This window comes from Coprococcus sp. AF16-22 (assembly GCF_003461545.1).
Classification (GTDB): domain Bacteria; phylum Bacillota; class Clostridia; order Lachnospirales; family Lachnospiraceae; genus Coprococcus; species Coprococcus aceti.
Map to the genome: position 1 here is coordinate 1 of NZ_QTXH01000008.1, position 14322 is coordinate 14322.

Sequence of the window (14322 nt, forward strand, 5' to 3'; positions counted from 1 at the left end):
GCATTTGCATTGACATTTACAGGTGTCAGCATTCCGGCAAAAGCAGCGACCACAACAACCATCAGTAGTATTACGGTGAAAAATCTTCCAAGTAATACACTAACACTCAAGGCAGGGAAAACATTTACACTGAAGACAAATACGACTTCAGGCAATCTGAAATTCTCAACAAGCAATAAAAAGATCGTGACAGTATCTTCTACAGGTAAGATAAAAGCAGTGAAAAAGGGTAGTGCAAATATCACGATCTCTCTCAAGTCAAACGCAAAGATCAAGAAGGTGGTGAAGGTCACAGTCGGACAGCCGGCCACAAGAGTCAAGGTGAACAAATCTGCGCTGACGATCAAGAAGGGCAGGTCGGCAGTGATAAAGGCGACAGTAGGTCCTAACACAACCAGCAATAAGAAGGTTATCTGGAAAAGCAGCAATTCCAAGATCGCAAAGGTAAGTGCTACAGGCAGGGTCACAGCGGTAAAAGGCGGAAAAGTGACTATCACAGCAGTGGCTGCTGACGGTTCAGGAAAGAAAGCAGTCTGCAAGGTAACAGTAAAGGCACCGATAACATCATTAAAATTCAGCAAAATAAGTGGAAGGCTGTATGTAGGCAAAACGATGCAGCTCAGCCCAGTTATAAAGCCGACAGATGCAACCAATAAGAAATGTGCATGGAGTTCTTCAAATGATAAGGTAGCCATGGTAAATTCTGCAGGAAATGTATATGCAGCTGCTACAGGAACAGCGGTGATAACAGCGAAGGCTAAAGATGGCACCGGCAAGAAGGCTTCGTACAAAATAACGGTCGAAAAACCAGTCACAATTGTATCGGTAATGATGAGTAACCCTCGTACAGTTAAACTTACGCTGTCATCTGAACAGAAACTGACGTCCTCAAGTTTTTCAATCAAGGCGAGTACAGTGATGAATGGTAATTATAATTACAATATTCCATTTGACAGTGTTACAACAAAAGACAATAAGAACTATACGATTGCACTGAGAAGAGGCTATACATTGTCAAGAAAGGCAAGAATCTGCATATATATAAAGGGACTTACGGGTACAGGTAATTCTAAAATTGAGACATATTATTCTGGAGACGTGAATAATAGAACGATTTATGTATCCTATAAGTGTGAGCAGAATGTTGGTATGAATAAGACTCTGGATGTAAATAGCATTGAAGGTTATAAGGGCATATGTGTGATCAATGTAGTGGGCCTCCCTGCCGGCGTGAAATACAAGGTGGATCCAGGAGATGCCAATAAGGTTTATTTCAGTGGAAAACCGACTAAGGCGGGAACGACTGTGACAACTGTTAAAGCAGTCGATGAACTGGGAAATGTGGACACTTATGAAATTTCATGGAATATATACAGCCAGACAACGATTGCAGGAAATTATGAACCAGTATTTAAAATTATGGGACGTAACAGCCATATCTGTAGGATCAACAATAGTATTGCAGCTGTGGCTGGCGGTTCCGGAAGTTATACATACAGTTTTGTCGGAGAAAGTTATAATCTCAGCATTGATTCAAAAGGAAAAATAACCGGTAAATTAGAAGAAGAAGGTACATATAATCTCAAAGTAAAAATAACAGATGCCAACAACGAAAAAATAAGTACCATAGTTGGTTGTGTGATAAAAACTATACTTGGATCAACTCTTATGGGGTATGTCAGAGATAAAAATGGCAATATACTGGATGGGGCAAGTGTTATTATCATAAACAAAGATAATTCAGTCCAATACGAACTTAACAGTGAATTTGCTACAGTAGATCGTAATGGACAATATTATATGTCAATTATTCCTGGAACATATGATGTGAAAATTAAAATTGGGGACGATGTGACTTATATCGGCAATCGTACATTTGGCGTTGGGGAGAATAAAGTGGATCTTGCGGCGGATGTAACAAAGATTGCGGTCAAATCTAACAATGAAAAGTGCACGGTTGACGATCTGGGCAGATGGACAGATGAATATGGTAGAATATGTGGCTGGAACGGATATGTGTATCTTGTTCCTGGAACATATGAGCTGACAGCGGAAGGTTCAGGTAAGCGTGGTGTGATATCAGCAAAAGTGACCAGTAAGACGACCACGTTAACTGCGGATGTGAATGAATTTGCTATTGACTTTGGCAATTTTAACGATGTATATGCAGAAGTTGGAATGTATTACAGGTATGTGCCAAAGAAAACAGGAACATATTATTTTTATTCTGTTTCATACGGTGATCCAAAGGGATACTTATATGATGAGAACAAAAATCTGCTCATGGAAGTGGACGATGCAGAGCATAGCAAGACAACAAATAAAAAAGATTTTTACATGAGCTATAACTGTGAAGCTGGAAAGTCATATTACATAAAAGTAAGCGGTAGTTCGGTTGATGTGTATGTAAGAGATTGTGATCCTAATGCAGAGGATTAACGGCTGGATATGTGCTTTATAAAGGAGTGGAGATGATATTTTTTACATCTTCACTCTTTTTTTAAACAATAAAAGCACATAATCCCTATTGACATAGTAGGAAATAAGTTGTATACTCCAACATGTTGACAGATAATTACTACATATCAGATAGGATATATGTGGATTGACAATGAGATCCATTGGACAGAACGAGGTTCAATAGACGGGAGGTGGACAGATGCAACAGGTGTTGTGCTTTGGAGATTCCAATACATGGGGATACAATCCTGAGAATGGTGAGAGATTTCCCTGGGGGATCAGATGGACCAGTATATTGCAGCAGAAGCTGGCAAATAAAGATATAAGGATCATAGAGGAAGGTCTCTGTGGAAGAACAACAGTGTTCGAGGATCCACTGAGACAGGGAAGAAAGGGCGTGTCGCTGTTCCCTACTCTGCTGGAGACACATAAACCGGAGAATATAGTGATCATGCTTGGAACAAATGACTGTAAAACAGTGTTCTCGGCATCGCCGGATGTGATAGGCAAGGGAATACGGAGACTGCTCATTCAGGCAAAACAGTATTCAGCGGACAGCAGGATACTTCTCGTATCGCCAATACACTTAGGTGAGCAGGTGTGGAAGGATGAATTTGATCCTGAGTTCTCACCGGAATCCGTTGAGGTGTCAAGAAAACTTACAGATGTGTACAGGAAGATAGCAGATGAGTTTGGTGTGGAATTCCTGGCGGCATCATCCGTGGCGGACAGCAGCGAGGCAGATCAGGAACAAATGAATCCTGAGGGCCATGCAGCACTGGCAGGAGCGATAGAGGAAAAGATTTATCAGATGGCCTGTTAAGAATTATATAGAAAATAATGTACAGTATATAAAGATAGTAAAGAATCAAGAAAGAACATAGAGACTTGAAAAAAGTAAAAAAAGAAAGGAAACAAGAACCATGGCAAAGATAGCATCACAGTTAACAGAACTTATAGGAAACACTCCACTTCTGGAGCTCACAAATTATGAGAAGGAGCTTGGACTCAAGGCACACATCGTTGCAAAGCTTGAGTATTTCAACCCGCTTGGCTCAGTGAAGGATCGTGTGGCAGCAGCCATGATCGAGCAGGGAATAAAGGATGGCCTCATCAATCAGGAGACAGTCATCATCGAGCCTACATCAGGCAATACAGGAATCGGACTTGCATTTGTATCAGCAGCAAAGGGCCTTCACCTGATACTCACCATGCCGGACACCATGAGCGTTGAGCGTAGAAAGATCGTGTCAGCTCTCGGTGCTGAGATCGTGTTAACACCGGGCAGAGAGGGAATGAAGGGAGCCATCGCCAAGGCAAATGAGCTCAAAGAGCAGTACGGCAATGCATTCATCCCACAGCAGTTTGAGAACAAGGCAAATCCTGCTATCCACAAGAAGACAACGGCGGAGGAGATCTGGAGAGATACAGACGGAAAGGTTGATGCATTTGTATCAGCAGTAGGAACAGGCGGAACAGCTACAGGAACAGGAAGCGGACTCAAGGAGCACAATCCAAATGTCAAGCTGATTGCAGTTGAGCCTGCTGATTCACCGGTTCTCTCAGGCGGAGCACCTGGCCCACACAAGATCCAGGGAATCGGAGCCGGATTTATACCTGGCGTCATGGATCTGAGCATCGTGGACGAGATCATCAGGATCCAGAACGATGACGCATTTGACACAGCAAGAAAGATTGCAAAGACAGATGGTGTTCTGGTTGGAATATCCGCAGGTGCGGCACTCTATGCGGCAACCGAGCTTGCAAAGAGACCTGAGTACGAGGGCAAGACCATCGTGGTCCTCTTCCCGGATACAGGAGAGAGATACCTCTCAACATCACTGTTTAACCTGTAGACCGCAATAATTGCCTAGAGGTTGTGAACTGTATACAGTATTTGACATATCCAGTCGGGAGCGCTTTCGCTCGACTCAGTCTGCAGCGGTACTAAGGTGCCGCCTAAGGCGCCACCTAAGGACCGGCGACTTCGTATGTCCCTCCTTGGATGATGTCAAAACTGTATAGCAGAAGTTAATATCGTTGCAGCAATTATTGCTCATTGGATGAATTGACCTATTTATGAGAAAGAGAAAAGATATGAGACTTGGAAAAAGAGTATTGCTTCTGTCCATGGCGACGGTGCTGGCGATAGGCGCGGCCGGCTGTGGCGGGAAGAAGGACGATGTTATCACAATTACAAATGTTTCGTATGACCCGACGAGGGAGCTGTATGAGCGATACAATGACATGTTCGAACAGTATTACAAAGAGCAGTACGGACAGGACATCAAGGTCATCCAGTCTCATGGAGGCTCCGGCTCACAGGCGAGATCGGTGGTGGAGGGCTGTAATGCAGATGTTGTCACACTGGCACTTGAGCATGACATTGACCTCATATCGGCAAATGGTCTGATAGATAAGGGCTGGATAGATGAATTTGACAAGGATTCAGCACCCTACACATCTACTATCGTGTTCCTGGTGAGAAAGGGAAATGCTAAGGATATAAAGGACTGGGACGATCTGGTGAAGGACGATGTGGAAGTCATAACACCTGATCCGAAGAGTAGCGGCGGAGCCTGTTGGAATTTCCTTGCGGCTCTTGCCTATGCCAGAACTACATACAGCGATGAAGCTGATATATGGCAGTTTATGAAGAAGCTTTATCAGAATGTGTCGGTCATGGATTCGGGAGCCAGAGGTTCGACGACCACATTTGTGGAGAATGGCAAGGGTGATGTACTGATTGCCTGGGAGAATGAGGCGATAGCAACCCTGAGGGAATACCCGGAGGATTACGAGATAGTTAATCCGTCGGTGAGTATACTGGCTCAGCCGAGTGTGGCGGTTGTCGATGACAACGCAAAGCACAATGGAACAGAGTCGGTCAGCACAGAGTATCTGAAGTACCTGTACAGCGATGACGCTCAGAGGCTTGAGGCTGAGAGCGGCTATCGCCCGACAAATGAGAAGATACTTGCAGAGTATGCAGACGTATTTGATCTGGACATCAAGCAGTGGACCATAGATGATTTCGGAGGCTGGGACAAAGCCTATGAGGATTTCTTCGATGACGGTGCAAAGTTTGACGAGATATATGATTATTAAAATGGATTGGAAGACGAGATGGCAGCAGAGGAAAATGGCAAGAAGGATAAACTTAATAACGCAAAGAAGACCAGAGTTATCCCGGGATATCATCTGACGCTTGGAATAGTCATTGCAATGCTGTCGCTGATAGTTCTGATCCCGCTGGCATCGGTGCTGGTGTCATCGCTGAAGCTCTCACCGGGTGAATTCTGGCATCTGCTTCTGAAGAAGAATGTGCTGAATGCATTTAAGACCAGCATCGGCTGTTCGTTCATAGCGGCGATAGCCAACACGGTGTTTGGTCTGATAATAGCGTGGACACTGGTCAAATACGATTTTCCCGGCAAGAAGATACTGGACGGATTCATAGAGCTTCCATTCTGTCTGCCAACGGCGGTTGCCGGTATCACACTGTCGAGACTTTACAGTGAGGATGGATTTCTTGGAAAAACGCTCAAGGCTCTTGGAATAGACGTTGCATACACGAAGATAGGACTTACCATCGCTCTCGTATTCGTTGGAATACCATTTGTCATAAGGGCGGTGCAGCCGATACTTGAGAAGATGGACAATCAGTACGAGGAGGCGGCTTACATGCTGGGAGCCACACCGAGAAGAACATTCTTCAAGGTTATTCTTCCGGAGCTCAGGCCGGCACTGCTTACAGGATTTGGACTGGCATTTGCCAGAGGGATCGGAGAGTACGGCAGTGTCATCTACATATCGGGCAACAGCGCAAAGGAGCAGACGCAGGTCATATCATACGTGATCATGCAGAAGCTTAGCTACATAGACTATGCCAGCGCAACAGCCATAGCACTGGTGATGCTGGTCATATCATTTGTACTGTTGTTCGCGATCAACATAGTACAGCTGAGGCAGTCGAGAAGGACAAACCTACTATAAACCTATAATAAGTTACGACAATCATTGATGTGCAAATGCACAAACGAAAGGAGGAAACACAATGAGCGAACAGGAAAAGCTGCAGCGCGGCAAGCGCAGGACAAAGATAATACTGATAACCGTGACGGTGCTTTTCATAGTGCTCATGCTTGTTGTTCCACTTATATCGGTGATAACAAGTGCGCTGAAGGAGGGTTTTAAGTTCTACCTGCAGTCCATCACGACAGAGTACGTGATAAGTGCACTTGGTGTCACACTTATTGCCACAGTCATAGCTGTGGTGGTAAACACATTTTTCGGAATATGTGCGGCATGGCTGCTGACGAAGTTCTCCTTCAAAGGCAAGCAGGTGCTGGCGACACTGATAGACATTCCGTTTTCCATATCACCTGTCATCGTAGGCCTTGCCTACCTCATGACATTTGGAAGACTTGGATGGACGTATCCGGCGATCAGATGGATCAATGATATGCTGGAAACAAATATCAGGATAACTTTTGCAGTTCCGGGCGTTGTGCTTGCTACCATATTCGTGACATTCCCATTTGTGTCAAGGGAGCTTATCCCGGTGCTGAACGCGCAGGGCAAGGATGAGGAGGAGGCTGCGGCGCTCATGGGAGCGAAAGGCTTCACGATATTCAGAAGAATAACACTTCCCCAGATGAAATGGGGACTCATATACGGAATAATTCTCTGTACCGCCAGAGCACTCGGCGAGTTCGGTGCGGTAAATGCACTGTCCAAGACAAGGGGCGGGACATTTACACTTCCACTTGAGATCGATGCGCTGTACATGTCGGGAACGGAGGAATCCATCACAGCGGCATTTGCAGTATCATCCATACTGGTGATCATAGCGGTCATCATATTGTTTCTGAGAAATCTGCTTGAGTACAGAGCGAAGAGGAAACGCGCTTATGAACGAAGTTCATAACTCTCATGCGCGTGACGACCTGCCGCTGAGCGGAGGCGAGGGGGCGATACCCGAGAAAGGGCGAGGTAAGGTAATTAATAATAAGGAGGCTGACGACATGTACGTCGAGATGAAAAATATATACAAAAAATATGGAGACTTCCTGGCGTCCAACAATGTCAGTTTCGGTGTGGAGAAAGGCAAGCTGGTGGCACTTCTGGGACCGTCGGGAAGCGGAAAGACGACACTTCTCCGAATGATAGCCGGACTTGAAAATCCAAATTCCGGTGACATATACATAGACGGCAGGCGTGTAAATGATATACCAGCTGCGAAGAGAGGAATAGGATTTGTATTCCAGAATTATGCACTGTTCCGTTACATGACGGTATTTGACAATGTGGCATTTGGACTTGAACTCATGAAGGTTCCAAAGAAGGAGATCAAGAAGAGAGTTATGGAGCTTCTGGAGCTTACAGGGCTGTCGGGTATGGAGAAGAGATATCCGAATCAGCTCTCAGGCGGACAACGGCAGAGAGTGGCATTTGCCAGGGCGCTGGCACCGAATCCACAGGTGTTGCTGCTGGACGAGCCATTTGCCGCGATAGATGCAAAGGTCAGGACGGAGCTTAGAACCTGGCTCAAGGAGATGGTTGAAAAGCTTGGCATAACGAGCATATTTGTCACTCACGATCAGGATGAGGCTGTGGAGGTTGCGGATGAGATCATCATCACCAACCACGGACAGATAGAGCAGATGGGATCGCCGATGGAGATATACAAGACGCCGTCCACACCGTTTGTGGCACAGTTCATCGGAAGGTCAACTGTTGTGGAGGACTACGAGAAGCTCAAGGGTTTTGACAGGGTGCCGGGAGCGGACAGAGCGGTCATCAGACCGGAGTTTGTCAAGATATCCAAGAGCGGCAGGCTGGATCAGTACCAGAGTGCGGCGGAGTCGGGGATAGTCAAGGATGTGCTGTTTCGCGGAAGCCATCTGGACGTCACAGTTGATGTCAACGGTGTGGAGATCGTAGCCGAGAGATCTATGGAGAAGGATGTCGTAAAGCCGGGGGAGCAGGTCCACGTTCTTATCTACAGGCTGTATGTATTTGATGAGAATCAGACATATCTGCTGGAGAACAAGGCAATGCAGGACAACGATGTATTCTACATCTAATTATAAAAGTGATTGGAGAGAAAATATGGGTATTGCAAACAGGAAAATACTTCATACGGACATTTTGATAATCGGTGGTGGTACGGCTGGCTGCTATGCAGCGCTGACTGTCAGAGAGCATTCTGATTATTCCATCGTCATCGCGGAGAAGGCAAATATAAAGAGAAGTGGATGTCTGGCGGCGGGAGTGAACGCCATCAACGCATACATAGTGAAGGGCAGGAAGCCTGAGGACTATGTGGACTACTGCAGGAAAGACGCTGACGGGATCGTCAGAGAAGATCTTTTGCTTTCTATGTCACAGGGGCTGAACCGTGTAACAGACAAGATGGAGAAGCTGGGGCTGGTTATCCTCAAGGATGAGAATGGAGAGTATGTTGCAAGGGGCAACAGAAATATCAAGATAAATGGTGAGAACATGAAGCCGCTGCTTGCAAAGGCGGTGGAGGAGCTTGACAACTGTCAGATACTTAACAGAGTTAACATCACGGACTATATAGTTGAAAATAATCAGATCCTCGGGGCATTTGGATTCTCCATAGAGGATAATACAGCCTACGAGATCAGAGCAAAGAAAGTGCTTTGTGCTACAGGCGGTGCGGCGGGACTTTACAGACCGAACAATCCGGGATTTTCGAGGCATAAGATGTGGTATCCGCCGTTCAACACCGGAGCGGGATACGCAATGGGAATAAATGCCGGAGCGGAGATGACGACATTTGAGATGAGATTCATAGCACTCAGATGTAAGGACACCATAGCACCTACGGGAACCATAGCCCAGGGTGTCGGCGCCAAGCAGGTCAACTCACTCGGCGAGGTATACGAGAACAAATACGGACTCACCACATCCCAGAGAGTGTACGGAACGGTGAGAGAGAATATAGAGGGAAGAGGTCCATGTTACCTGAGAACAGAGGGCATCACCTCTGAGCAGGATGACTCACTGAAGAGAGCATACCTCAATATGGCTCCGAGCCAGACTCTCAAATGGCTTGAGTCCGGCAAGAATCCGAGTGAGCAGAATGTGGAGATAGAGGGCACAGAGCCTTATATAGTCGGCGGCCACACAGCGAGCGGTTACTGGGTGGACAACGACAGAGAGTCCACAATACGCGGACTGTTCGCAGCCGGAGATGTGGCGGGCGGATGTCCACAGAAGTATGTGACCGGAGCGATGGTTGAGGGAGAGATAGCAGCCATTGCCATGGTAAAGCAGCTTGACGAGGGATACACCGAGCCGGAGCTTGACGAGGAGGCTGCATTTGACAGAAAGATAGAAGAGTATGACCATTTCCTCGACACTGACGAGAAGATGTTCACGTACGAGGCGATAGAGGAGGCCATGCAGAAGGTCATGGACAACTACGCCGGAGGAATATCCACCCACTACCAGTTCAATGAGAAACAGCTTGAGCTGGCAAAGGAGAAGATAGAGCAGCTCCAGAAACTTGTATGGCACATAAGTGCCCACGACATGCACGAGCTCATGTTTGTGTATGAGGTGAGGGAGAGACTCACAGTTGCACTCTCTGTAATCGCACACCTGAAGGACAGGAAGGAGACGAGATGGCACAGCTTTGCTGAGAACCTGGACTACCCGGAGAAGAGCAAAGACTGGGAGATATTTGTCAACTCCAAGATGGTGGACGGCGAGCTTAAGATGATACACAGAGAGCTGGTTAATTTGTGCCAGGTTCCCGCAGGGAATATGGCATGCAGCGTCAGCCCCTCGCCGGAGGCGACTTCAAATGGGCTGATGTTCCAAGGAAAGGGGGAAGCATATGAGCATAGTGATAAATAAAGAGCTTTGCAAAAACTGTGGCAAATGTGCAAATGTCTGCCCGGGTTCCCTCATAAAGAGAGATGAGGATGGACAGATATTCATGAAATACCCAAAGGATTGTTGGGGATGCTCATCCTGTATCAAGGAGTGTGCATTTGACGCCATCTCATTATATCTCGGAGCTGACATCGGCGGAATGGGAAGCCAGATGTCGGTGGAGAACAAAGGAGATCTGCTTCTGTGGAATATCCGCAAGATGGATGGCACCACAGACCAGATCGTGATAGATAAGAAGGAAGCAAATAAATATTAAAATATATAAAGAAGAAAGGTTGGTATAGATATGGGTACATTATCACATCTTGACGAACTGGAGGCAGAGGCGATATACATCATCCGCGAAGTTGCTGCGGAGTGTGAGAAGCCTGTTATGCTTTACTCCATAGGAAAGGACAGCTCGGTAATGCTTCATCTGGCACTCAAGGCATTCTATCCTGAGAAGCCGCCATTTCCATTTTTACATGTAAATACAACATGGAAGTTCAAGGAAATGATCGAGTTCAGAGACAAGACAGCGAAGAAATATGGACTGGACATGATCGAGTACATCAACGAGGAGGGTGTCAAGAAGGGCATCAACCCATTTGACCACGGCTCAGCATACACAGATATCATGAAGACACAGGCGCTCAAGCAGGCTCTTGACAAATACGGTTTCACAGCAGCATTTGGCGGCGGACGCAGAGACGAGGAGAAGTCCCGTGCGAAGGAGAGGATACTCTCATTCAGAAATGCACAGCATGCCTGGGATCCAAAGAACCAGAGACCGGAGATGTGGAAGTTGTTCAACACCAAGATCCAGAAGGGCGAGGAGGTCAGAGTGTTCCCACTTTCCAACTGGACAGAGGCTGATATATGGGAGTACATAGAGCGTGAGAACATAGAGATCCCATCACTGTACTTTGCAAAGGAGAGACCTGTTGTATACCGTGACGGCAATATCATCATGGTCGATGATGACAGAATGAAACTCAGACCTGGTGAGAAGATAGAGATGAAGAGTGTTCGTTTCAGAACTCTCGGATGCTATCCACTGACAGGCGGCGTGGAGTCCACAGCGGACACACTCCCTGAGATTATCGAGGAGACGCTCAGTGCGGTATCCTCAGAGAGAACCACCAGAGTTATTGACAACGAGGCAGCAGGCAGCATGGAGCGTAGAAAGAGGGAGGGATACTTCTAAGATGAGTGGATTACTTAAATTTATAACATGCGGAAGTGTAGATGACGGAAAGTCAACACTTATAGGACATATATTATATGATTCAAAGCTTTTATATGCAGATCAGGAGAAGGCTCTGGAGCTTGATTCCAAGGTAGGAAGCCGTGGCGGTGCCATCGACTATTCACTTCTTCTGGACGGACTGATGGCAGAGCGTGAGCAGGGTATCACCATCGACGTTGCATACAGATATTTTACAACGGACAAGAGAAGCTTCATCGTGGCAGATACACCGGGCCATGAGGAGTACACAAGGAACATGGCGGTTGGAGCTTCATTTGCCGACCTGGCAGTCATCCTCATAGATGCAAAGCAGGGCGTGCTGGTGCAGACCAGAAGACACGCAAGGATCTGCGCGCTGATGGGAATCAGATACTTTGTATTTGCAGTAAATAAGATGGATCTTGTCGGATACGATGAGAAGCGTTTCAACGAGATAGTTGAGCAGATAAATGAGCTGTCATCAGAGCTCAGCCTGCCAAATATCACTATCATCCCAGTGTCAGCTACAGAGGGTGACAACGTGACAAAGAAGTCAGAGAACATACCTTGGTATGAGGGCCCCGCACTCCTTACATACCTTGAGGATATAGATATCGCAGAGGATAACACAGAGGCAGGATTCTATATGCCTGTTCAGAGAGTGTGCCGTCCTGACCACACATTCAGAGGTTTCCAAGGTCAGATCGAGGATGGTGAGATCCACGTTGGAGACGAGATCAACACACTCCCAAGCAACGAGACCGCAAAGGTCAAGAGCATCCATGTGGGATTTGACACAGTGGACTCAGCACAGAAGGGACAGCCTGTAACAATACAGCTTGACCGTGAGGTTGACGTGTCAAGAGGATGTGTGCTCACAGTTGATTCAGGTGCAAAGGTTGCATCTTCGATCACCGCAACACTTCTCTGGATGGATGACGATGAGCTGTACAATGGCAAGAACTTCTTCGTGAAGCTCGGAACAAAAATGATCCCTGGTACAGTTACACACATCGATTACACCATAGATGTAAATACAGGTGAGCAGAAATCAGCAGACACCCTTTCCAAGAATGGTATCGCAGTCTGCAGAATCGCATTTGCCGACAGGATCGTGGTTGACGAGTTCAAGAAGCATAAGACTCTCGGAGAACTCATACTCATCGATCGTGTAACAGACATGACAAGTGCCTGCGGTGTTGTCGAGGAGGTTCACACTGAGGAGACCGGACTTTACGAGGGACGCATAGACAGAAATGTGCGTGCAGCGATCAAGGGACAGAAGGCTGTCATAGTTCCATTTGCAGCAGGCAATGTCACAAGAGATTTCGTTGAGTCTGTAGAGAAGAAGCTCAGCATCGATGGACGTCATACATATCTGTACGCTCCAGATATCCGCGAGGATGTAAATGCTGTATTAAAGCATCTTCATCATGCCGGAATCATCGTGCTTCTCTTCGCAAGCGAGCAGCAGATCGCAGGAATCAAGGTAGAAGGCGCCGAGGTTTACAGCGGCGACTGGAATGCTGACGTCGAGCTTGACGCAGACGAGATAGCGGACGAGATCCGAAAGGAGTCTGTATACGACGCGGCCCAGGTTCACGATGGAAATTACATCTAAAAAAGATCACGTAGTAATATAATAATAAAGCGAAGGACGGAGGTGTTTTATGCCTTCGTCCTTCGCTTTTGTATAGAAAGTAGTAATATGAAATATTTATTTGTCAGAACCTTTAAGTCTGGCTATTTCTGCCCTTAATTCGGCAAGCTCGTTGTCCTTGTCGGCGAGCTTCTTGTCTTTGTCGGCAATCTCCTTATCCATCTCAGCCATACGTTTTTCCATCCTGGCTTTCTCTTCCTGAAAAACATCCACAAATGTAATAATCGACTGTTCCACCATATCCGTAACCTCCTCGGTCTCTTCAAACTGGGAATATAGGCGAGTATAAAGCATCTGAGTAAATCTGTATAGTTGTGCTCCATCCTCAGCTGTTATATTCCCAAGTTCCACGTTCTTGTCTATGCTACCCATTATATCTGTTTTGATGAGGCTTTTCAATGAGGCTATATTCTCTGGTGTACGTGCTTTCTTATTCCTCAGCTTTTCGCGGAGTTTCAGAATGTAGAATGGAATCAGGATGATCATTTTCCTGTCGTTTATTTCCTTTACGGAGCAGGACGTGAGTTTTGTAACAGGGACGTTATAGGTTATGTTCTGGGTATGCCCGAATCCCACCTGCAACGAATATGTATCAGGTACTGATTTTGGTACATTGCTCAGATATATCACACAGGGTTCAGGAAAATGAATTCGATATACCTGACAGCCCTCTTCGTCCTGCAGTATCTTCTTAGTCTGATCTGCATATCCCGCTCCATATGAAAATACACGGAATACAATAGAATCATCCTTTTTCATCTGCGCTTCCATATGATATGCATCGGAATTGTTGATTACGAGTATGGTGTCGGCCAGAGTTGTGGTCATAGAATTCTGATTATCGTGAACATTTTCAGTCCAGTGATAAGATACTGTTGAGTTTTCCGGATCGTAAAACATGTTGAACAGGCCGTTAATCATGTTGATCACAGCTTTCGAGGACAGCGTGAGAATCTTCTTGAAGATGCTGTCATAAAGTTTTCTTGTTGTTGGCAAGAGTGTTCCTCCTTAGTATTTTATCCGGCCGGTAGGCACACTTTAGACCATTCAAATCGCTGTGTCA

The 14322-nt window shown here is 46.3% G+C and carries 12 protein-coding genes; 11 read left to right on the forward strand and 1 reads right to left on the reverse strand.

Going from position 1 to position 14322, the window contains the following annotated elements; all coding sequences use genetic code 11:
• From DWW60_RS09435 to DWW60_RS09485, 11 genes are all read left to right on the forward strand, one after another.
• Window positions 1-2439: Ig-like domain-containing protein (locus DWW60_RS09435; RefSeq protein WP_199414453.1), on the forward strand; the 2439-nt coding region annotated here is incomplete at its 5' end.
• A 220-nt stretch (window positions 2440-2659) separates the two neighbouring features.
• Window positions 2660-3283, forward strand: a complete 624-nt coding sequence (locus DWW60_RS09440; RefSeq protein WP_117875185.1) for a GDSL-type esterase/lipase family protein — start codon at window positions 2660-2662, stop codon at window positions 3281-3283.
• Between the two features lie 100 nt (window positions 3284-3383).
• Window positions 3384-4316 (forward strand): cysteine synthase A, encoded by a 933-nt coding sequence (cysK, locus tag DWW60_RS09445; protein ID WP_055223423.1) that lies wholly within the window; start codon window positions 3384-3386, stop codon window positions 4314-4316.
• Window positions 4317-4557: 241 nt separating this feature from the next.
• Complete coding sequence (locus tag DWW60_RS09450) at window positions 4558-5568, forward strand: sulfate ABC transporter substrate-binding protein (protein WP_117875296.1); 1011 nt, start codon at window positions 4558-4560, stop codon at window positions 5566-5568.
• 18 nt (window positions 5569-5586) lie between these two features.
• Window positions 5587-6456 carry a sulfate ABC transporter permease subunit CysT gene (gene cysT / locus DWW60_RS09455; protein WP_117875187.1) on the forward strand — a complete coding sequence of 290 codons (870 nt, stop codon included), beginning with the start codon at window positions 5587-5589 and terminating at the stop codon, window positions 6454-6456.
• A gap of 61 nt (window positions 6457-6517) precedes the next feature.
• The gene (locus tag DWW60_RS09460; RefSeq protein ID WP_117875189.1) at window positions 6518-7390 is read left to right on the forward strand and encodes a sulfate ABC transporter permease; all 873 of its coding nucleotides are present in this window, start codon (window positions 6518-6520) and stop codon (window positions 7388-7390) included.
• A 97-nt stretch (window positions 7391-7487) separates the two neighbouring features.
• Complete coding sequence (locus DWW60_RS09465) at window positions 7488-8549, forward strand: ABC transporter ATP-binding protein (protein ID WP_004851740.1); 1062 nt, start codon at window positions 7488-7490, stop codon at window positions 8547-8549.
• Between the two features lie 25 nt (window positions 8550-8574).
• Entirely contained in the window at window positions 8575-10353 is a 1779-nt protein-coding gene (locus DWW60_RS09470; RefSeq protein WP_117875191.1) for an adenylyl-sulfate reductase subunit alpha, read from the forward strand.
• Entirely contained in the window at window positions 10334-10648 is a 315-nt protein-coding gene (locus tag DWW60_RS09475; protein ID WP_004851736.1) for a 4Fe-4S dicluster domain-containing protein, read from the forward strand. The genes DWW60_RS09470 and DWW60_RS09475 overlap by 20 nt, the downstream gene beginning before the upstream one ends.
• A 30-nt stretch (window positions 10649-10678) precedes the next feature.
• Entirely contained in the window at window positions 10679-11578 is a 900-nt protein-coding gene (cysD, locus tag DWW60_RS09480) for a sulfate adenylyltransferase subunit CysD (protein ID WP_015534724.1), read from the forward strand.
• 1 nt (window position 11579) lies between these two features.
• On the forward strand, window positions 11580-13220 hold the full coding sequence (locus DWW60_RS09485) for a sulfate adenylyltransferase subunit 1 (RefSeq protein ID WP_117875193.1): 1641 nt from the start codon (window positions 11580-11582) through the stop codon (window positions 13218-13220).
• 96 nt (window positions 13221-13316) lie between these two features.
• Here DWW60_RS09485 and DWW60_RS09490 read toward each other — a convergent pair whose 3' ends face one another.
• Window positions 13317-14255, reverse strand: coding sequence for a hypothetical protein (locus DWW60_RS09490; RefSeq protein ID WP_117875195.1), 939 nt, complete (start codon window positions 14253-14255; stop codon window positions 13317-13319).
• Between the last annotated feature and the right edge of the window lie 67 nt (window positions 14256-14322).